We start from the raw sequence: 22,859 nt of genomic DNA on the forward strand, positions 1-22,859 counted from the left end.
TGTGGCGCCATTTGATTAGTGAGAGGTCGAACTTGGTGCTAACGTTGTCCCAAAATCAAACGAAGATACAGCATAGGACGATGTGAGGAATAACGCGAATGATTTCTGTGGATGATCGTGTATGAATTTTGTGCATACAACTTGCCTGATTTACGATGTTTTTGTAAATTAGGATTACAAACTCCATATACACTTAAGTGAACTTACTTGATGTTGTTCACAAGTACACTTAAAATGATTTCTATTAAATGATTTATGAGGAAGCGAGCATCATGAAAAAGACATATGGTGTAGTTCTTGAAACAGTCAGAGAAAAACAAAAACCTGTACCTATGAACCTCTCAAATAAAGAAGGGTCAAGAGTCGTGCTAAGCGCGGCCAAAAGAGTGATTTCAACTCATTCCAAAGTCATTAAAGCACTTGCAAATCGATAAGATAGATTTCAATGATCGACGCACAAAAAGTAGTTGAAATTCATGATTTAATCCTTAGCTTGGAGCCGGGCTTAAGTGGCGATCATGGCATTGACGCACTTGAGGGCGCGCTTTCAAGAATTGATCGTCGCATAGACTATGAAGAGTTAGATGATGTTTTTGAAATTGCAGCGATGTATGCAGTTGCATTAGCGCGTGGTCATGTTTTTAACGACGGCAATAAGCGTACCGCGCTGGTGACGGCTTTGACCTATTTATCGTTGCAAGGTATTGATATAGAGCGCGATGATAATCTTGAGGAGATCATGGTTGACGTCGCTGACGGAACGCTGAGCCAAGTTGAATTAGCGGATTTACTCTACTTTATTTATCTTTGACACACCGATCTCACTCGTCTTCCCAGAGTCCAATGTTTACGAGGGCCTCCAGAGCATATACCTTGGGAACCCGCATAAAAATTAGGGCTTGGTGAGGTACTTTTTTTATTTTGCTGCATCCTTGGCTACGTCTCTGGCATCGATCATTTTCATCAGGGCGTAGATCGTTTCCAATACAGGCATAGCGACTTGCTCGCGGCGTCCAGCCCTGACGACATTGCCTAGGATGACTTCTACTTCCATCGGACGACCATTTTCAAAATCTAATGCCATGCTCGTTTTGTAGGCGGGGCCATTTTTGGTACGTTCTATGAATTGATCGACCATTGCTACTGGCAAAGGATTGTCGGTCGCGGCTGCGACTTCGATCACTTCCAGCATGGCTTTTTTAACTAGTGCTTTGCCTTCGTCAGGTCCCAGAATAGACGCCGTATCGAGTACGCCGCCGAGTACAGAAATCGGGTTAAACACCGCATTCCAAACACATTTATGCCAGCGCCCTTTGACGACATTGTCGGTCAGCGTCATTTTAATGCCGTCACGTTCCAGCAAGCTTGCTAACAATTCGCAGCGCGATGAGATGCCACTGGGATAAGTGCCGAATGTTAAGTCGCCTAATGCATGATGTTTGACTTTGCCTGGCGCAACGCGGCTGATCTGGACGTACGCAAGTGCGCTGATCAGTTCATTGTCGGGGAATGCCGCAGCGATTTCTGCTTCGATTTCAACCCCGTTCTCGATCAGAACGATGGTGGTATCGGGACCGACTGCATCTTTAATCATTGCGGCTCTGTCCACGCCATGTACGACTTTGACGCTGAGGATCAGGTAATCGGGCCAGCCGCCCTGATAGTCTGCAGTGTGTTGTAAGACTTGCGCAGGTGTGAAATGTATTTGGCCGAGTGAGGGACTATCGATATCAAATCCATGTGATTTTATTGCGTCAAAGTCGGAGCGACAAACAACCGAGACATCTGCGCCTCCCTCTGCGAGTAGCGCACCATAAAAGCTACCAATTGCTCCTGCACCTACGACCAGTACTCTGGTTTTTTCTGATGATGGAGTCACTTTATTTCTTTCGTTAGAGTTGGGATTCACGAAAAACTGCCCCAGCGGTGTTGCAGCGACTACCCGTACTAAATACTGTCGTCGTCGCTACGCCTTGCCGGGACAATTTTGTGTAAGTCCTAAGAGCCGCAAATTGAGTAGACAGAAATTTGAATCGATATTGAGGCGTTGATTATCGGCTAGTTATTTTATCCATCGCACTATTTTTGTTCGCTTCTGCATCGAGTCCTTGCCAACCACCGCCCAAACCTTTGAGCAATTGTACTGTCGCGCTCAATTGACGTCCGCGAATATTGATCTCGCTGCTTCTGGCGTTTTGCTGGGTTTGCTGTGCGCTCAAGACATTCAGATAAGGTACCGTTCCCGCACGATATTGATTGGTCACTAGATTGAGGGTGACGTTGGCGGATGCTACCGCTTGTTTCTGTAAGTCGGCCTCGCGTTGCAGCAAACGCAATGCGACTAACTGATCTTCCACTCCTTGCAATGCGGTTAAAACTGTTTGCCGATAATTGGCGGATGCCTGATCAAAGCTTGCTCTAGCCTGATCGACGGCCGCTTGTTTGGCACCGGCATCAAAAACGGTTAAAGCAAGGCTAGGTCCAAGCGACCAGAATTGATGAGCAACATCAAATAAGCCAGATAAATTGCTACCACGATACCCCGCATCCGCAGATAAATTCAATACGGGGAATAAGGCGGCTCTAGCTACGCCAATACTGGCATTGGCTGCGGCAACTTGTCGTTCTGCCGAGGCAATATCAGGGCGACGCTCTAGTAAGTTGGCTGGCAATTCAACTGGAATACTCGGCAGTTGTATCGCTAACATCTGCGCACCGGTTTGCTCGGCCTCTGGTGCCAGCGAAAAACCGGTAGCGGGTTTGCCAAGCAAAGCAGCAATTGCGTGTTCAAGCTGGGCAAGAGTGATTTGATTGTCGGCGAGCTGGGTTGAGGTAGATAGCCATTGGGTTTCTGCCTGTGATACATCCGACTTCGTCGCCACACCAGCAGCATAGCGATTACGGGTTAACTCAAGTGTTGCTTTATAGGCGGCGACACTTTCTTTGAGCAAGTTATCTTGTGCTGATGCGACCCGTAGAGAAAAATAATCTATCGCTAATTCCGCCTGCAAGCTTAACCGAGTATTCGCTAAATCCGCGAGACTCGATTGTGCGGTGAGACTTTGAGAATTCGCTTGTTGCCGCACACGTCCCCAGATGTCGGCTTCCCAGCTTAAAGTGCCACCTACCTGCGTGCTATTACTAATGTTGCTGCCAGAGCTGGTTACACTATTACTTGATCCATTACTGGCGCTATTGCTGCCACCACTGTTACTGCCGCTGGCTGAACGGGTCGCGCTGGCTTGCACACCAATCGTCGGGAAAAGACTAGCGCGGGCTTGCTGCGACAAGGCAGAGGCTTGCCGCCAGCGCGCTTGCGCGATAGCCAGGTTTTGATTGGATGCTTCTAATCCCACCATTAACTGATCGAGCATAGGATCATTAAATTGTTGCCACCAATTGCCTTTATGCGCTTGATCCGATGGCTGGGCGAACTGCCAGTTGGCGGGCAAACTTTCTTTATATTGCGCAGGCAATGCCATATTGGGACGACGATAGTCTGGCGCCATATTGCAGCCGCTCAAGCTTACCAGCGCGGCTGTCACTGCAATGGCGAGTGCCCCAACTTTGATTGCTGAGTGCGTGCGAGGTGTAGACGTAGCCTTTAGTTTCATGATGGCAGTTTTCCAGGAATCAGGTTAGGGCGATTAGTTTGCGCAGTCGCGGGGTCAATGTAGTTGTCAACGTGATTGTCACTGCGGTTGCCACTGAGCTTATCTAAGTTTGGATGACGCCAGCGCTTAAATTTAAGACGCAGACAATCGAGTACCAGATACATGACAGGCGTGGTGTACAAAGTGAGCCATTGGCTAACTAGCAGACCGCCGACGACGGCAATGCCTAGCGGTCGACGTAACTCAGCACCGTCGCCACTACCAAGTGCCAGTGGCAGCGCCCCAAGCATCGCTGCAGCAGTCGTCATCAAAATCGGACGTAAGCGTAATAGGCATGCTTGATGAATCGCTGTTCTAGCATCGAGGCCATCACGCTTCTCAGCGACGATGGCAAAGTCAATCATCATAATCGCGTTTTTCTTGACGATACCGACCAGCAAGATCACACCAATAAAGGCAATCACACTGAACTCGCTACCGCATAACATTAAGGCGAGCAAGGCGCCTAAGCCGGCAGATGGCAGGGTGGATAAAATCGTAATCGGATGGACCATGTTTTCATACAAAATACCCAGCACGATATAAATTGCCAGCAGCGCCGCCAGTATCAACATAGGTTGGTTGCTGAGGGAATCTTGGAAAGCTTTCGCACTCCCCTGGAAAGTCGCCCAGACTGTATTTGGCACACCGGCATTCATCAATGCGACATCAATCGCCTGCGTCGCCTGACTCAAAGAGACATCCTGCGCCAGATTGAATGAGACGGTGGATGCTGCGAACCCGCCTTGATGATTGACCGATAGCGCAGTGTTTGCGCCTTTCCATTGTGCTATCGCTGATAAAGGGACGATCCCGCCTTGTGCTGTTACTAGGGTTATCTGGCGCAAGGCTTCCGGCCCTTTCAGATAGGCTGGCATAGCTTCCATGACGACCGTATATTGGTTCAGATCCTGATAAATATTGGATATCTGGCGCTGACCAAATGCGTCGCTCAAAGTAGCATCCACCATTTGCATATTCAGCCCCAGTCTCGCGACTGCGTCACGATCAATGACCAAACGGGTTTGAATACCTTTTTCTTGTGCATCGGTATTCACGTCGGTGAGTTCGGGTATTTGTGACATTGCTGCGCGGATGATCGGTTCCCATTTTCTGAGCAGATCGAGATCATCTGATTGCAAGGTATATTGATAAGCGGCATCACTTTGGCGGCCGCCGATCCGGATATCACTTGCCGCCTGTAGGAACAGATTGGCACCAGCGATGCGTCCTAATTTTGGTCTCAAGCGATTCAGAATCACGTCCGCAGAGACACCGCGTTCCTTCAACGGTTTCAGCACTACGAACATAAATCCGCCGTTACTGCGTGAGCCGCCAGTGTAGGCCATGACATTGGCAACAGCGGGGTCGTCTTTGACAATGGTGACTAGCGATTTGAGCTTTTCGCTCATTGCAGCAAACGAAATACTCTGATCTGCCTGCACACCTCCAACTAAGATGCCGATATCTTGTTGTGGGAAAAAGCCTTTAGGAACGATCACATACAGCCATACGTTAGCCGATACCGTAATGAAAAAAAGTAACAGCATAGTTTTGGTGTGATTGAGTGCCCAGTTCAAAGACTTGCCGTAACCAGCCTGCAGCCTGTTCATACCATTTTCTAGCCACACCGCCATCGGTGCAAACCAGTCGGATATTTTTTGCCATCCGCGTTTGTTTTTTTGCTGCTTTTCTTCTTCGCTTAATTTTTTTGGTTTGCGTAATAGATAAGCGCACATGACCGGTGTCGTCGTTAGCGATACCACCATAGAGATTAATACTGCTGCCGATAAGGTCACTGCAAATTCTCGGAAATAGCGACCGATAATTCCGCCCATTGCCAGAATTGGAATAAATACAGCGACCAGTGATATCGTCATCGACACTACCGTGAAGCCAACTTCACGCGCTCCGCGCATTGCGGCGCGGATTGGTGAATGTCCTTCTTCGATATGACGCATACAGTTTTCCAATACCACCACTGCATCATCCACCACAAATCCGGTTGCAATCGTCAATGCCATCAAGGATAAATTATCTAGGCTGTAATTCATCAAATACATCACCGCAAACGTACCGATCAGTGATACGGGTACGACTACCGCAGGGATTAACACCGCACTTGGGTTACGTAAAAATAGAAATACCACCAGCACAACCAGCCCAACAGAGATCGCTAATGACCGTTCGACTTCATGCAAGGATGCACGGATTGTCGTTGTTCGTTCTAGTGGCATATCGATATCGACATTGGCTGGAGCTGTAGCGCGTAGCATCGGCAAAATCGCTTTGATCGCCTCTACCGTATCGATAATATTGGCGCCCGGTTGGCGGAAGACTTGCAACTGCACTGAGGGTTTGTCGTTGGTGACGCCAAGGTTGTATAAGTCCTGCTGCATGTCTTTGACTTCAGCTACATCACCCAAATAAATAGCGGCACCGTTTTGCCAGCGGACGATGATTCTCTTGTAGTCGTCCGCTTTTTTTAATTGGTCGTTGGTCGCCACAAACCAGCTATGCTCGCCATCATCCAGACTACCTTTTGGGGTCGCCACATTTGCTGCAGAAATAGCAGTGCGCACGGCTTCCAGTGAAAGACCCATGCGGCCAAGTTCTGGCAAATTGACGCGTACCCGCACAGCAGGTGAAGCACCGCCGCCAATATCGACATTGCCAACGCCTTTTACCTGGGCGATACGCTGTGCCAGCAAGGTCGATGCTACGTCATACAATTCACCACGACCAAGCTGATCAGAGGTTAGCGATAAAGTCAGAATAGGCTGATCAGCCGGATTCACTTTACGATAGGTCGGGTTGCGCGGCAAACTACTCGGCAAGGTACCGACCGATGCATTGATTGCGGCCTGCACGTCTCTTGCAGCGCCATCAATGTCGCGTGACAAATCAAATTGCAAGGTAACGCGGGTAGAACCCAGCGAGCTTGACGAAGTCATTTCGGTAACTCCGGCAATCGAGCCGAGAGCACGTTCCAGCGGCGTAGCGACGGTCGCTGCCATGGTCTCCGGACTAGCGCCCGGTAGACCGGCTGAGACCGTAATGGTAGGGAAATCGACTTGCGGTAAAGGCGCTACCGGCAACTGTAGCATGGCAACGCCGCCTGCCAATACCAAGGCCAGCGTCAGCAAGGTAATCGCGATCGGACGACCAATTAAAATACGTTGGTAGCTCATGGTGTCGTCGGCGTATCAGTTGCAGGCTGGGATGGTGAAGCTGATGATGCTGGCGATACTAAAGATGCAGATTTTTGCTTTGGCGGTTTACGCTTTTGTACTAAGCGATCAAAGGCAAGATAAATAACTGGCGTGGTGTACAAGGTCAGGAACTGACTGACAATCAAACCACCGACCATGGTCAGCCCCAGTGGATGGCGCAATTCAGACCCCATACCTCGGCCTAGCATCAATGGCAAAGCACCTAGTAAGGCCGCTAAAGTCGTCATCAAAATCGGGCGGAAGCGCAGCAGGCATGCCTGATGTATCGCGTCCAAAGGTGACATACCTTGATTACGTTGCGCGTCGAGTGCGAAGTCAATCATCATGATCGCGTTCTTTTTCACGATACCGATCAACAGCACGATGCCGATGATGGCAATCACACCCAGTTGATTGCCGCTCACCAGCAGTGCGAGCAAAGCACCGATCCCTGCGGACGGTAAGGTGGATAGAATCGTGACAGGGTGAATAAAGCTTTCATACAACACACCCAGCACGATATACATCGTGACGACTGCCGCCAGGATGAGCCAAAGTTGATTAGACAATGCTGCCTGAAACGCCAGCGTCGCACCTTGGAAATTAGTTCTGATAGACAAAGGTAGACCTACATCGATCTTCGCCTGATCAATCGCATCGACCGCCTCACCTAAAGATGCATCGGGCGCCAGATTAAAAGAGATGGTTGCAGCAGGGAACTGATCCAGATGATTTAATACCAGTGGAGTAGGGCGTTCACTCACGCGTGCAATTGCTGTCAGTGGCACTTGCACACCGTTATTGCCGGTAAGAGACAACATCGAAAGCGCATCAGGTCCTGCTTGAAATTGGCTAGGTACACCCAGCACTACACGGTATTGATTTGACTGGGTGAAGATAGTCGATATCAGTCGCTGACCATAGGCATTGTACAAAGCATTATCGATAGCAGAGACCGAGATGCCAAGGCGGGATGCCGCATCACGGTCGATTTCAATATACGCTTGCAAGCCGTTATTTTGAAAATCAGTTGCCACATCTTGTAGCTGCGGCAGCGTGTTGAGTTTATCCAGTAGCTTTGGTATCCATGTCGCCAGATCGGCAGAGCGGGTGCTATCGACGGTAAATTGATATTGAGTGCGGGTAGTCCGGTCTTCAATACTTAAGTCCTGTACTGGTTGCAAATACAAGCGAACGCCAGGTACTTTTTTTGCCAGTTCTTGCAAACGTTGGATTACCGCAGGCGCGCGATCCCGGCTTTCTAAAGGCTTGAGATTGATCAGCATACGGCCGCTATTGACCGTAGTATTCGTGCCATCAACACCAATCAATGAGGACAGACTTTCTACTGCTGGGTCTTCCAGTAACGCTGCCGCCATTGCTTGTTGGCGATCCGCCATCGCGCTAAAAGAAATGGACTGTGAGGCTTCGGTTGTAGCCTGTATAACGCCTGTATCTTGGGATGGGAAAAATCCTTTCGGAACCAGCATATACAGCAGAACTGTGACGATCAGTGTGGCAGCTGCGACTAACAGCGCTAATTTTTGCCGGTCTAATACCCAGCACAAAGTACGGTCATATCCTGCAATCACCGAGCTGATCGCATTGCCAATTCCGCGTGAAATACGCCCCTCTTTTTCTTCATCATGTGCGTGCAGCCAGCGCGATGACATCATCGGTGTTAACGTCAATGATACGACTGCGGAAATCAATATCGCGACTGCTAAGGTGATGGCAAATTCGCGGAATAAACGGCCTACGACATCGCCCATAAACAGCAGAGGGATCAGCACTGCAATCAGTGAAATCGTCAAAGAGATAATTGTGAAACCGATTTGCTTCGACCCTTTGAGTGCCGCTTGCATCGGCGTTTCACCTTCTTCAATATAGCGTGCGATATTTTCTACCATCACAATCGCATCATCGACCACAAAGCCGGTCGCAATAGTCAGTGCCATCAGGGTCAGATTGTTGACGGAAAATCCCGCCAGATGCATCACGCCAAAAGTACCGATCAATGACAATGGCACGGCGACAGCGGGAATGAGGGTGGCGCGCGCGCTGCGCAAGAAAATCGCAATCACTGCAATCACCAGTAAGATCGCAAAAATTAATTCTATTTGCACATCATTGACCGAGGCGCGAATCGTGGTAGTGCGGTCGGTCAGGGTGACCAGTTCTACCGCGCTAGGCAAACTAGCGCGCAAGGATGGCAACAGCGCCTGAATCCGGTTAACCGTCTGAATGACGTTGGCGCCCGGTTGACGCTGTACGTTGATGATGATGCCTGGAGATTTATTTGCCCATGCAGCCAGACGGATATTTTCAGCACCGTCTACTACGGAAGCAACATCAGAGATGCGAATTGGTGCTCCGTTTTTATATGCGATCACGACGTTGCGATATTCTTCCGCCGATTTCAACTGGTCATTGGCATCCAGTGTGGATGCGCGTTCAGCACCGTTAAAACTCCCCTTGGCCTGAAACACATTTTGTACTGAAATGGCGGTACGGATATCGTCCAGAGTCAGGCCACGTGCAGTGACTTCGCGCGGATTGACTTGCAGACGAACGGCAGGTTTTTGTCCACCGCTTAAGGTCACCAGACCAACACCCGGAAGTTGCGAAATTTTTTGTGCCATGCGGGTATCGGCCAAATCCTGCAACTGCGTTAACGGCAAGGTGCTGGAGGTCACTGCTAACGTCAGAATCGGCGCATCTGCCGGGTTGACTTTGTTGTAGACCGGTGGTTGCGGCAAGTCTTTTGGCAACAGGCTGGCGGCTGCATTGATTGCTGCCTGGACTTCTTGTTCCGTCGTATCCAGACTCAGCGACAAATCAAATCGCAGTGTAATGCTGGAGCCGCCACCGGAGCTGGCTGACCACATTTGCGTCAGACCCGGCATCTGCCCAAACTGGCGCTCAAGCGGCGCAGTGATGGTGGAGGCGATCACATCCGGGCTAGCACCGGGGTACAAAGTACTGACTTGAATGGTCGGATAATCGACTTGCGGTAACGCTGCTAAAGGTAATTGGCGGTAGGCCAGCAAGCCGGACAACAATACCGCCACCATGCACAGCACCGTGGCGACTGGCCTCTCAATAAAGATGCGTGAAATATTCATTGTGGACGACCGCCAGCTTTCTGTTCACCTTTCTGCTCATTTTTGTGTCCCTCTTTTGGTACTGCATCGGTGTTCGCAGTTCCTGACGTAATTGCTGCAGAACTTGCTGCAGAACTTGCAGCCGATGCTCCAGCAGGGCCAGCGCCATCAGGACGTTTTCCACCGCGATGTTTTCCTCCTGGAGCTGCTGCCGTTGGTACGACACGTTGCGCCATCACTTGTACTTTCATACCGTCAGTCAAACGATCTGTACCGTCGACGACTACCGATTCACCCACTTCAACACCCTTAGTCACAGTAACGGATTTGGCATCCGCAGCACCGGTTTCGATCTGGCGCAGAGTGACGGAGTTATCTGGTTTGGCGACATACACATAAGGGCCGTTAGTACCTTGTTGCACAGCCGTCAATGGGATCAGTGTGACGTTGTCGAGTTTCTTCGTGACCAGGCGGATATTCACAAATTGATTCGGGAATAAGCTGTCATCGTCATTGGTAAATTCTGCTTTTAGCTTGATGGTGCCAGTCGTTGTATCAATTTGGTTATCCACACTTTTCAGCTTGCCGGTAGCCAGCATTCTGCGGTTGTCTGCACTCCAGGCTTCTGCAATTAAGGGCTCTGTCCCTTTCATACCTCTGATCACGGACGGCAAACTTTGTTGGGGGACTGAAAATACAACGCTAATCGGATTGACTTCATTAATCACTACCAGACCGTTTGCATCCGATGTCTGCACCAGATTGCCGACATCGACTTGGCGCAGGCCGACTTTGCCAGCAATAGGCGCAGTGACTTTGGTATATCCCAGTTGCAATTGGGCTTGGGCAATCGCGGCTGCGTCGGACGCCACAGTCGCCTGATTTTGCGCTACCAGCGCTGCTTGAGTATCAACTTGTTGTGATGCAATCGAGTCTTGAGACAATAAAGTTTTATAACGAACCAAATCTAGTTTGGCCACATTTAACTGCGCCAGATCTTTGTCGTATTGGGCTTTAGCGCTATCGCGCTGGAGTTGGAATGTACGCGGATCAATCTGCGCTAATACCTGCCCTGCTTTCACACTTTGACCTTCTTGAAAAAATATTTGCTCTAAACGACCAGATACTTGCACACGAACTATCGCGGTGTTCCGCGCCGTTACTGTACCTAGAGCATTGACCGAAATATCCATACTGCCACTCACTGCCGGACTGGCAACGACAGTGGTGATGCCTCGCTGCCGTCCTCCTGGGCCACTAGGCCCTCCAGGCCCACCCGGTCCGCGCCCAGCTTGGGGGGCACCTTCAGCAGTCGCGCCTGTGGTGCCCGTCGCCGCAGGATTGCGCCAATGATTCCAGCCAAACCAGGCCGCGGCAATCAGGGCAATGACGACTAACAGCCATAAAAACCATTTACCATTACTGGCCGAGCCGGGTTTTTTTCCCTTGCTGAGATCGTTATTCATATTGCTCATTGAAGTCCTTTTAGGGCAGAGGATTTTTTAAGAATTTTTGAAAGTAATTTTTACACGCAATTTCGCACGTAATGTTTAACGCAAATACCAATGTCAACAAACCAGAGTATGCCCGTTGCAAGTTTGGGGCAGAGTATTGCATCGATCGAAGGTAAAAGAATTTCCCAGAAGTACCAGCTTGTAACAAATTATATGGGCGAGATGACACCGTTTTTCTAAATGTAACCCGCATTGAATGATTTGTCTCGCGCAGCGCGGCCAGGTTTCAATTGCTGCTACGCGATTGCTTAGTGGGTGAAACATATTCCCTGAGCATTGATCCAATTGACGCTATTTAGTTTTTTTTTGCCGTATCTCAATCAAAGAACTTGAGACTTAGCTGTGATCCGACTGGTGATTGAGCAAAAATGTTCGACGATATTCGGAAGCCGATACGTGGCCATTGTCGTTGAGTGTCTGCAGGCGCAAAGAAAGGAAATTTAATACTCGGCCGTGTATTTTCAATATGTCCAATTATTTATTGGACAATAAGCAGTATTTTTAAGAAAAAGAGGGGAGTATGTTTATTTTGGATGGTTTTGACAGTTGCGACTCCATGTCACTGCAAAATTCATTGCTTGAAATGTTCTTTAATAAAACATATTGTGCCAACCCACCCTCAGTTTTAAAGGATATTTGCGCATGCAGATTTAACGTGTGACGAAGATGATTTCTCCAAGTCTGAAGTCTTATTTGATGTAGCCCTCTGTCACGTCAATTAAGCAGATATTTGACCTCATTTTTTCGTCTTCTTCTATTTAAGCTACCTTAAATCCTAGTATGCATACATTTTTCCTTCATTCAAAAAGTAGGGAAAACACGATTAAGCTATTAAACAACATTCGATCTATGCGTTTATTGAAAAATATATTTACTTTCGTCTCGATCTCTTTTATCTGCACTTGTACGTGCGTTTCTGGCAGAGATTTAAATACCCAATTCGCTCCTCAAAATAAACCAATTCAATTGAAATTTGAATCAGAAGCACGATCTGGAGAGATCAATGAATCTTGGGACATAGAGGGAAAAAGCATTTCTATTCGTTTGCAAATAGATCCGCGTCCTTCAAGCAGAGACAAGATCTTAGTACTAGATAATGACGGAGATGGTCAAACTATCTCACTTGCTCAACAGGTGGATGCAAAGTCATGGCGTGGCAAGATCGTAGAAATCTGCGGAGATTTAAAGGCCGACTTTAGGGAGGCCGCTAGATCCGGTTTATGGATACGCACAGATATACCAAGCAATAGTTTACGAGCCGCAGCGACCTATAGTTTGCCATTGCAGCCAACCTGGCAAAGAGCCTGCGCAAGTATTGCCGTCGACAGGGCGGCATATCAGCTGAGATTTGGTGCCGACTCCGATACAAAGGGGGAAATCTGGTTCGCAAACTTAGAAGTACATGAGGTCAGTGATATCGCAAAACCCAACATCAGCGATCCTGGCAGCAGAACATTGAGTGCCATCGAACTGGACAATTTACGCGCACTGAGTAAAGCTGTCGGGTACATACGATATTTCCATGCTACTGACGCACTGACCAGGTTGGACTGGAATAAATTTATTCAAAAAGCAGTTCCGGCAGTCGCAATTGCTAAGTCAGATTCTGAATTGAAAAATACCTTAAAAACTTTATTTATCCCCTACGCCCCGACCACACAATGGCTTACCAGCGTTGAAATTCCAAAGAAATTATCGCAACCAACAAATGCTCACTTCCAGGTGAAATGGATACATCACGGTCTTGCTCAACGCAACTATTTTTATCACAGCGACCGCGTGTATGAAAAACTTAGTGAACAACTTGCTGATGATGTCTCAATGCAAGATAACATTGTCCAACAAAAAAAATTGAACTGGGAGGACAAGTCAACTTATGGATGTCTGACACCGTATTCGCAGATAAGAATCACGAAACTATTTCAAAAGTAGAACCCGACAAGGAGTTGAATAAATCAGATTATCTGCTGAAAAATATAGCACCGGACTTCAGTGGAAATGACAGAATCACAAGGATAGGGAATGCAATACAAATATGGAATGCGCTTCGTTATTTCTATCCGTATTCCGACATCATTAAAATTGATTGGGATAAGGAGTTAGACACACTCTTGTCATCCGCTTCAAGTGATAAAGATGAAAAAGCTTTTACGCATACACTAATGCGCTTCACTTCCGCATTGCACGATGGACATACGCGCGTCACTGGGCCGCGGGAGCTTGATACTTTTTCACCGTTTATCAAAATCAAAATGATCGATGGTGTGCCCATCGTTGCAAGGTCTAGCCTAACGTCAGGTAATCAGCCATTAATTCCATTTGGAAGTGAAATCACCCGCTTAAATGGTTTGCCAATTGCGCACAGGCTGTCAGAAATTAACAAAGAAAACCTGTCCGCAACAGATACGATGCAAGATGGAATCTTATCCGTCGAACTACTCACGGGCGAAGAAAATTCTAACCTAGAAATTAGCTACCGAGATACTACAGGATTCAACCAAACAAAGACTTTTCTTCGGGATACCCCGATTGTCAATTTAAGAGAAGAAAATCCGTTAGGAGCGATTCAACAACTGAAGAGCGGTATTTGGTACGTGGATATCGACAGAGCGGATAGCAGAGATATTGAACAATTGATCGTTCAAAAAAATAACATTAAAGGGATCATTTTTGATGTCAGAAATTATGTGAATAGCGGTACCATAAATTTATTAAGTCATTTTACAAAAAAACCGCTAGAGGTACCTTTATATAATGTCCCAGTCATCAGTGGGCCTGAGCGAGATCATTGGCAATGGGAGCGTTTGGGAAAAGCAATTCAACCTCAAGCTCCCTATATCGATGCCAAATTAGTATTTTTGATAAGCGGCAATACGATCAGTGCTGCAGAAACCTTGATGACTATCGTAGAGCACTACAAACTGGGTGAAATCATAGGCACACGGACTGCAGGCTCAAATGGAAACATTACTTGTTTGCCTCTTCCTGGCGGGTATAAAGTTTTTTGGACTGGGATGCAAGTCTTAAAACAAGACGGATCTCAATTCCACGGCATTGGAATCATTCCCACTGTCCCTTATAAAATAACGATTGAAGATGCGATTTCTGGTCATGACGTGATGTTAGAAAAGGCAATGAATTTCCTCACAGAAAAATAAAATAGCGTATTGTATTTTTCAACTTCTGTAGTGCAACATCGGAGAAATGTTCGATCCTGTCGCGCTGACAAGTATTTAAGCTTGTATTGCCGTATATCTATGTGCCGCATCAAGCTTGAATATGCTGACGACGGATGCCAGGTTGGCTGCCTGTTCTTGCATGGATTGCGCTGCTGCGGCGGCTTGCTCTACCAGTGCGGCATTCTGCTGCGTGACTTCGTCCATTTGGGTAATCGCCAGATTGACCTCTTCAATGCCGGTACTTTGTTCGCTGCTAGCGGCAGAAATTTCTGCCACTACATCAGTGACGCGGCGCACGCTGGCGACGACTTCTGCCATCGTCGTGCCAGCTTTTTGAACTAAGGTAGTACCGGAATCGACTTTTTGTACAGAATCGTCAATCAGTGATTTGATTTCTTTGGCTGCCGCCGCGCTGCGTTGCGCCAGATTGCGCACCTCAGAAGCGACTACCGCAAAGCCACGACCTTGTTCACCCGCACGCGCGGCTTCGACTGCAGCGTTTAAAGCGAGAATATTGGTTTGAAACGCAATGCCGTCAATCACGCTGATGATATCGACAATCTTTTTAGACGATGCGCTGATCGATTCCATCGTGGCGATCACTTCGCCCACCACTTTGCCGCCATCGGTTGCAATCCCGGACGCCGATTGAGCAAGTTGATTCGCTTGACGGGCATTGTCGGCATTTTGCTTGACGGTGGAGGTTAATTCTTCCATAGCAGAAGCGGTTTCTTCCAGCGAACTGGCTTGCTCTTCTGTGCGGCTGGATAAATCCAGATTGCCGCTGGCGATTTCTGATGATGCTGTGGCAATCGTATCGGTGCCTAAGCGTACTTGTCCGACGACGTGCAGCAGGCTGTCGTTCATGGCGCGCAGGGACTCCATCAACTGGCCAGTTTCGTCGGTGCTGGACGATACAATATTGCCAGTCAAATCGCCTCCGGCAACACGTTTGGCAATGCTGACTGCTTCGTTTAGCGGTACAGAAACGGTACGCGCCACAAACACTGCCAGCAACATCCCGATGATCATCAGCGCGATTAGTATGCCGATGATCAAGCTACGCGATAGTGTAAAAGCTTCATCAGCAGACTTGTTGGACGCATCGCTACCATCGGAATTGATTTTGATGAGGGCATCTATTTTTTCTGTCGCTGCGCGGAATAGTTTGCTGGAGTCTGTGCGGAAGATTGTTCTGGCTTCGTCTTTTTTACCCTCGCGTGATAGCGCAAGCATCTTCTTGTTCGTGCTTAGATAATCGTCTAAAGTTTTTAGTAATTCAGCGTAAATAATTTTTTCGTTGGATACTGAAATCAAGGCGGCATAGGTTGCTTGCTGTTTTTTAAATATTTCCAGGCGAGTCGCCATCGATTTTTCTGTTGCTGCCATTTCTTCTTCCTCGGCAGACATAATATGAGTGGATTCAGAAATACGAAAACGGGCGAGCGAGACCTGCATTTGTCCGCCAGCAGAGATGCTGGGTAGCCAATTGGTGGCAATATCGGTCGAGGCATTATTTACTTTGACCAGTTGGGAAATAGAAAAAATTCCCAAAAAGCAGGTCATCACAATCACGATGGCAAACGCTAAGATCAATTTTTTGCCAATTTTTAAGTCGTAAAACCAATTCATAGCGCGTCCTCTTGGGGTAGGTTTTTTAGCTTGGGTTACGTACGGTACAAAACTAACTCATTAATTAAATTGTGCAGTGAGAGGTTCTTGCAAAACGAAACACCGGAGAGTAATTTTATTGCGAGAAGCGCAAAATAGATGAGAAAGGAGCGGCCATTTCTGGCAAGATGAAAGTGACTAAACAACCATCTGCGCTCCGCTATGAATCCTACACAACGCCTGCTGATAATGCAACGCTGGAATTTACTGCAACACGATTTGCTACCGGAGATAAAACAGCAATGCGGGTCACTGACGCCGAAGCTGGAAAAATTGATTCATGTACTAGACTGGGTGCGCATCGAAGAATTTGTGTCGGACCAATGGCAAGGGATAGGACGCAAACCGCATGACCGTGGTGCATTGGCCAGCGCCTTCATCGCCAAAGCTGTGTTGGGGCTCAATACAACAGCGGCCTTAATAGAACGATTGACGATGGATCGCAGTTTAAAACGGCTGTGCGGCTTTGAGATGTGGAAAGAAGTTCCGAATGAAGCCACTTTTTCGCGCGCCTTTGGCGAATTTGCCCAAGCCAAATTAGCGGAGAAAGTGCACGAAGCGCTGATCAAGAGTTATTTAGGCGACAGCCTCATTGGACACATCAGCCGTGACGGCACGGCGATTGCGGCGCGCGAGAAGCCGAAGAAACACATGAAAGTTGTTTCCGTAGAAAAGGCCCAAAAGCAGCGCCGTGGACGGCCAAAGAAAGGCGAGATAAGGCCGCCAAAGGAAGAGAAAGTGACCAAGATAGGCTGGCAGTTGACGCAAACTTTACCGAGCATCGTCAATGCTTTACCCAAAGAGTGTGACCGCGGCACTAAATGCAATGCGCAAGGTTATAAAGTGAGTTGGAACGGCTACAAGCTGCATATCGACACCGCTGACTGCGGCGTTGCCATCAGTGCGCTATTGACCAGCGCCTCGGTGCACGATAGTCAAACGGCGGTGCCGTTAGCAACGATGACGGCCGCACGAGTAACGAATTTGTACGATTTGATGGATGCAGCGTATTGCAGTGAAGAGTTAAGGGCACACAGCAAAAGTCTTGGCCACGTGCCATTAATTGATCACAACGCACGCGGCGGGGAGAAGAAACCGTTCGCCCCGCATGAACAACAGCGTTATAAAGAACGCACGCAAGCTGAACGTACCAATGGCAGGCTGAAAGACGAATTTGGTGGCACGACAGTACGGGTGCGTGGTAGCGAAAAAGTGATGTCGCATTTGATGTTTGGTTTATTGGTATTGACCGCAGATCAGTTGATGCGTTTATTTACGTAACAGCTTTGCTTTTAAAGAGTCGAAAAAAACAACGTTTCCCAACGTTCATAGGGGCAGTGATGGTCACATAGGGATTGACACGCCATAAAACGATAATCCGGCACAAATTCATGTCACATGTGCCGCTTCAAACAAGAAAACCAATCGCAACAGTGGCCACACCCATGCTCGACTTTACTGGTTTGGGTATTTTGCAAGAAGCTCGTGAGTTACTAATTTACTTGCTGGTGCATGTTGTTGGAATTATTTAATGAATTCTTTAATGAATTAATAATCAGGTGATTCAATCAGCTGTTAGCTGAACCGCCAATGACGCCATCGATTAAGATGAGAATACTAAATAAAGATACTTCGACAGTGGGGTGATGTTTGTAGTGCAAATAAGAAACGTCTAACGTCAAAAGTGTACCACCATCATTTGAGTTTGATGTTGTAGTAATGGTATAAAAATCGTTCTTAGAATTGACGCAAAAGCGGTGTGAGAGAGTAGGATGAAAAGCGTTTCTTTCTGTTACTTAAGTTGCTGACGGCAACTTATTTTTAATATACTCCCCTTTATTTTTATTAAAAACGCCTTATTATCCAGTTAATCTATGGACGATTAAAATATACTAGATATGAGTATTTATTCATCAGTAGTTGAGTATGACCATTACTTCAGTATTAAAACCACGAGTTTACTAAGATGATGGAGTGGGTGCTTTGATCTTGACTTCTTCGCTTGCTGACGATAATCCGCCGTTGCTAGGTTTGGCATGCCTGATGCGGATGGCACACAATGGCGTTGATCTCTTGCCCTATGTCCGTCGCGCTGCCAGCAGCCCGGATGACGCTACCATGCTGATGGGTCTGGCGATATTTTTTCAATTTTCGGGTAACACGCCGTTGGCGCTGGAATTGCAAGCCAAGGCACTGAGCTTGAGTCAGCATTACCAGATGGTGGCGCCCAGTGGTCATGCTGCTTTAAGGATGCTAGTGCTGTTGCGCGCGGGCGAGATGATGGACAACACGCCTGTCGATTTCTTGCTGGAGGGATCTGATATCGCTGTGGATTTGATTTATCTGGGAGACAACCTAGCGTTTCCTGAGTCAGTTCCAGAGCACGACATCTTGTTTGTAGCCATCAGCCAGTCAGATCAAAACAATTCGCTTTTACATCAGATCGGCGCCAAGTTAAAAAACTGGCCTCGTCCCGTGTTAAATCCTGCTGAGCGTATTGCGGTCTTATCTCGCAATGGCGTCAGCGATATGCTGGGTGACACCTTATCAGGAACAACATCAGCATCGTTGACGATACCAGTATTTTTACGCTTGTCTCGTCAGCAGTTGCAGCAATTTGCGCTTGATCATGCCGATGCCAATTCTGCATCAACAACCGAACTGAATTTTCCACTCATCATCCGGCCGCTAGATTCTCACGGCGGCAAGGGGCTAGCTAAGCTGGATGACGCTAGCGCAATAAGTGATTATCTGCAAACGCATGATAGCGAGCTCTTTTATCTGGCAGCTTATGTTGATTATCGCAGCCAGGACGGATTGTTTCGCAAATACCGCGTCGCCTTAATAGATGCTCGTCCGTATATTTGTCATATGGCTTTGTCAGACAATTGGATCGTTCATTATCTGAATGCGGGTATGGAGCAAAGTGCCGCCAAACGCGCTGAAGAATCTCAGCTAATGGATAGTTTTGATGATGACTTTGCGCAGCGTCATCAGGCAGCTTTTTCTACGATACATGAGCGCTTGCAGCTAGACTATGTCGTAATTGATTGTGCGGAAACCCAGGATGGTCGGTTGTTGATTTTTGAGGTAGACAACACGGGCTTTGTGCATGCTTTTGATGCAGTTGGCGTATTCTCTTATAAGCTCGCTCACATGAATAAACTCTTTGCCGCCTTCCAATCCATGCTGTTGAAGAGGTCGCAAAATAGACCTGCTGTATCCTAAGGCTGTACTTAACGATCACTTGAACATTGCCACTCATGTCCGTCATTTTAAAATGTAACAACTGTTACAGTTTTCATTAATTTGTCATATCAGCGTCACTTCGCTGTCATTCGCACTCTCTAACATCGCACCTTGAGTAATATTTTTTTGGCGATGTTTTTGATCACGTCTTTGCCCACGTTTTTTCAACGGTTTTTCCGACGTCTTTGCTAATTCGTTCTTACCAAATTTTATCCAATTAAATGTCAGCCTCAACTGCGCGCTGTCCTACGCATGCTTTGTGAACAGTTATGTCACCTGTACATGCTTAGCTAGTTGTTTTGCTGATGTTCATTTTGCCGTTATTTATTTTATTCATCATTAACTTCAAGAGATCCTACTATGCGTCAATCTGTATTAGTTCTCAGCCTGGCAACTGTGCTTGCCTCGCTTGCTGGTTGCGGTGGTTCCAGTAATGTCGCCAGTACTCCAACGACTACTGCTCCAGTGGCAGCCCCAGTGCAACGTACCATCATCATGGTGTGGGATGGTTTGCGTCCAGATTCAGTCAACCCAACCGATACGCCTAACCTGTATGCCTTGCGTCAACAAGGTGTGCAATTTGCCGATCATCATTCTACTTATCCGACCTTTACGATGATGAATGGTTCGTCTTTTGCTACTGGTTCTTTTCCAAAAACTAGCGGCTTCTACGGCAATACATTCTGGACGCCGCCACAAGCTGGCGCGGCTCAGCCTATCCCTGTTGGTAAGTCAGCAGCTGGCGCGGCTCAAGATTATCAAGATCCAGTATTTACAGAGGATTACGCTGTATTGAGCACGCTCAATGATTATTACGGTGGTCAATTATTGTTGGTCAAAACCCTGTTTAAGACGGCACAAGATGCAGGTCTTAAAACAGCTACGATCGGTAAATCTGGCGCTGCGTTTATTCAGGATTTGGGGCGTGGCGGGATTTTTCTTGATGAGAACGCGGTATTGCCGCAATCTTTGGTGACTGATTTGCAGGCCGCTAATTATGCTTTACCGCTGAATACGACCTTTGCTTATCCGGCTGGCACAGTGACGCTGAGCGCCACTAACGGCAACCCAACAGCGCGTGCTGGTGCATTGACGTTTGCCCTACCAAATGGCCTGCAAGCCAAAGATGCGACCGATACAACGCAAGGCAATCCAGAAGACGCTGCCAACAAATACATGATGAACATTTACACCAGTTTCATCTTACCGAAAAAATTACCAGACTTGTCTTTGATCTGGTTCCGCACACCAGATAATACTGAGCATGCTTATGGACCAGGTTCAGCTAATTACCGTAAAGCGCTAGCATCACAAGATGCGCGTTTGGGTGAATTGCAAGCCGGTTTGAAGGCCGCTGGTTTGGATACAACAACAAATATTATTGTGGTGTCTGATCACGCACACAGCAATGTATCTGGCCCAACCAGTTTGTTCCCATTACGCGCAATCAACGCAAGCACAACAGTGACCAGTGGCGTAACCAATGCGACGCTGGGCGCTAAAGATTCTGTTGCTGGCTTCTCAGTTTCTGGTGACGTACGTACTGCCGATTTATTGACTTTCGCTGGCTTTAAAGCATTTGACGGCAACGGTTGCAGCACGAGCGCCATGTACGGTATTAAATCTGATGGCAGCAATGTGTATAACGTCGGTGTCGACACCACAGGTACTTTGTGCGGCACTGCCAACGCTAAATATCAAGCAATCAGCGCGACTTTAGCTACACCGGTTGCCAGTTTTAAAGTGCCGGCAACATTGCCAGCGAACGGCATCGTAATCGCGGCTAACGGTGGCTCTGATTACCTCTACATGCCAGATCATGATCTGACTACAGTGACCAATGTTGTGCGCTTCTTGCAGTCACGCGAAGAATACGGTGCGATCTTTGTTGATAGTCGTTACGGTGCGATTCCAGGCACATTGCCTATGGCGATGATTAATCTGGAAAACAGTGTACGTTCCAGTAAAGGGCAGCCGGATGTGGTGGTGAGCTTCAATTGGGATTCGCAACAGTTAGTCAATGGTTTGCCAGGCATTGAGTTTGAAAGTACCGGCGGCAATCGCGGCATGCATGGCAGCTTCAGCCCGATCGATGTACATAATACCTTGATCGCCAATGGCCCGGCTTTCCGCTCAGGCATCACTATCAGCACCCCAACCGGTAACGTAGACGTAGCACCTACAGTTGCTTATATTCTGGGACAATCTATGCCGCAAGCCGATGGACGCGTGCTCAGCGAAGCGTTACTTAAACCCGCCACGACATCTTCATTGGTAGTAAAGCCATCGATCCTGAATCCGACCACGCCATCCACAGGACTGACTTTTAAACTGCCTACTGATCCAACCGGCGTTACCATTGACACTGCGTACAGCAATGGCAGCTACTCAGTCAATTTAGTCGTTAAAGACTTGACGATCGATGGTAAAACTTACCGTTATTTTGACTACGCACAAGCTGTTCGTAACTGATCTATTCAATACTAATTATCAATGAAATTGATGCAAGTAAAATCGTTCAACACGGTAAGCCCGCGCCTGGCGCGGGTTTTTTTTATAATCGCAACAACTCTGTTTGCCGCGAGTAGTCAGGCTGCCGGACTAGATTTTGATAAAACCTTCAATGACAAAGGTGAGTCCCGCCAATTGCATTACCAGGCGACTTATTCGTTAGATGGAAAAATACATCAAGTTGATATCTGGCGTGACCGCAATCAACAACTCAAGCGCCGTACCGATGACGCCGTCGAGACATTTATTTTTAAGCCAGCAAAACAGACAGAATGGAGCATGATAGTGCTTGATCTCAAGCGCAAGATACGCACAGATATTGATCGCACTAATTTATATCGTATCGGTCATTTCACTGACTGGTTTAGCATGTCGCATTCGCTGAGTCGACCCTCTGGTGCCTATCAGCTCAGTACCACTAATGCACCGATGATCCGGGATCAGCCAGTAACGGCATGCACTTGGTATAGCCTGACCCGCGGTCAAACTGAAAGCAAAATTTGTTGGAGCAAAAAATTGCGTATTCCTTTGCTGATCACGGATCTTAATAATCAAGTGCAATGGAAAGTGACCAAAGCAGAGACACAAAATATTACACCATTCGTATTTCAGATAAAAGATCAAGGATTTGTTCGAAATAATGCGAATGAGGATATTCAGGCAGATTGATTTTTTTAATTGAATATCTGGACGAGAGTGATCATAAAAAGCTTCCATTGAGAAGCTTTTTTTTGTTGATAGAAACCACTTAAAAATGAGTATTTCG

Annotated in this window: 14 protein-coding genes; 8 read left to right on the forward strand and 6 right to left on the reverse strand. The window is 47.5% G+C overall.

Annotation, left to right across the window (positions count from 1 at the left end; translation table 11 throughout):
* Positions 1–272: 272 nt before the first annotated feature.
* A complete protein-coding gene (locus RGU72_RS18465) occupies positions 273–434 on the forward strand; it encodes a hypothetical protein (protein ID WP_322121141.1) in 162 nt (53 codons plus the stop codon).
* An 11-nt stretch (positions 435–445) separates the two neighbouring features.
* Complete coding sequence (locus tag RGU72_RS18470) at positions 446–811, forward strand: type II toxin-antitoxin system death-on-curing family toxin (RefSeq protein WP_322121142.1); 366 nt, start codon at positions 446–448, stop codon at positions 809–811.
* Positions 812–916: 105 nt separating this feature from the next.
* Here RGU72_RS18470 and RGU72_RS18475 read toward each other — a convergent pair whose 3' ends face one another.
* From RGU72_RS18475 to RGU72_RS18495, 5 genes are all read right to left on the reverse strand, one after another.
* A complete protein-coding gene (locus tag RGU72_RS18475) occupies positions 917–1,879 on the reverse strand; it encodes a 2-dehydropantoate 2-reductase (protein ID WP_322121143.1) in 963 nt (320 codons plus the stop codon).
* A 172-nt stretch (positions 1,880–2,051) separates the two neighbouring features.
* Positions 2,052–3,614: an efflux transporter outer membrane subunit gene (locus tag RGU72_RS18480; RefSeq protein WP_322121144.1), complete on the reverse strand. Its 1,563-nt coding sequence runs from the start codon at positions 3,612–3,614 to the stop codon at positions 2,052–2,054.
* Entirely contained in the window at positions 3,611–6,844 is a 3,234-nt protein-coding gene (locus tag RGU72_RS18485) for an efflux RND transporter permease subunit (RefSeq protein WP_322121145.1), read from the reverse strand. The genes RGU72_RS18480 and RGU72_RS18485 overlap by 4 nt, the downstream gene beginning before the upstream one ends.
* Positions 6,841–9,990 carry an MdtB/MuxB family multidrug efflux RND transporter permease subunit gene (locus RGU72_RS18490; RefSeq protein ID WP_322121146.1) on the reverse strand — a complete coding sequence of 1,050 codons (3,150 nt, stop codon included), beginning with the start codon at positions 9,988–9,990 and terminating at the stop codon, positions 6,841–6,843. The genes RGU72_RS18485 and RGU72_RS18490 overlap by 4 nt, the downstream gene beginning before the upstream one ends.
* Positions 9,987–11,435, reverse strand: a complete 1,449-nt coding sequence (locus tag RGU72_RS18495; RefSeq protein WP_322121147.1) for an MdtA/MuxA family multidrug efflux RND transporter periplasmic adaptor subunit — start codon at positions 11,433–11,435, stop codon at positions 9,987–9,989. Before RGU72_RS18495 ends, RGU72_RS18490 begins: the two co-directional genes overlap by 4 nt.
* 897 nt (positions 11,436–12,332) lie before the next feature.
* On the opposite strand from RGU72_RS18495, the gene RGU72_RS18500 reads away from it, so the two are divergent.
* Complete coding sequence (locus RGU72_RS18500; protein ID WP_322121148.1) at positions 12,333–13,415, forward strand: hypothetical protein; 1,083 nt, start codon at positions 12,333–12,335, stop codon at positions 13,413–13,415.
* On the forward strand, positions 13,364–14,641 hold the full coding sequence (locus RGU72_RS18505) for a S41 family peptidase (protein WP_322121149.1): 1,278 nt from the start codon (positions 13,364–13,366) through the stop codon (positions 14,639–14,641). Before RGU72_RS18500 ends, RGU72_RS18505 begins: the two co-directional genes overlap by 52 nt.
* A gap of 75 nt (positions 14,642–14,716) precedes the next feature.
* On the opposite strand, the gene RGU72_RS18510 is transcribed toward RGU72_RS18505, so the two are convergent.
* Positions 14,717–16,294 (reverse strand): methyl-accepting chemotaxis protein, encoded by a 1,578-nt coding sequence (locus RGU72_RS18510; RefSeq protein ID WP_322121150.1) that lies wholly within the window; start codon positions 16,292–16,294, stop codon positions 14,717–14,719.
* Positions 16,295–16,495: 201 nt separating this feature from the next.
* Between RGU72_RS18510 and RGU72_RS18515 the strand changes: the two genes are divergently transcribed.
* The 4 genes from RGU72_RS18515 (at position 16,496) to RGU72_RS18530 (ending at position 22,762) form a co-directional block, all read left to right on the forward strand.
* Positions 16,496–17,614, forward strand: coding sequence for a transposase (locus RGU72_RS18515; protein ID WP_322117783.1), 1,119 nt, complete (start codon positions 16,496–16,498; stop codon positions 17,612–17,614).
* Between the two features lie 702 nt (positions 17,615–18,316).
* Positions 18,317–19,561: a RimK family alpha-L-glutamate ligase gene (locus RGU72_RS18520; protein ID WP_322121151.1), complete on the forward strand. Its 1,245-nt coding sequence runs from the start codon at positions 18,317–18,319 to the stop codon at positions 19,559–19,561.
* 381 nt (positions 19,562–19,942) lie between these two features.
* Positions 19,943–22,054, forward strand: coding sequence for an alkaline phosphatase family protein (locus RGU72_RS18525; RefSeq protein ID WP_322121152.1), 2,112 nt, complete (start codon positions 19,943–19,945; stop codon positions 22,052–22,054).
* Between the two features lie 30 nt (positions 22,055–22,084).
* A complete protein-coding gene (locus RGU72_RS18530) occupies positions 22,085–22,762 on the forward strand; it encodes a hypothetical protein (RefSeq protein WP_322121153.1) in 678 nt (225 codons plus the stop codon).
* Positions 22,763–22,859 lie beyond the last annotated feature (97 nt).

The sequence above is a fragment of the Undibacterium sp. 5I1 genome (assembly GCF_034314085.1).
In the GTDB taxonomy this organism is placed as follows: Bacteria; Pseudomonadota; Gammaproteobacteria; order Burkholderiales; family Burkholderiaceae_D; genus Undibacterium.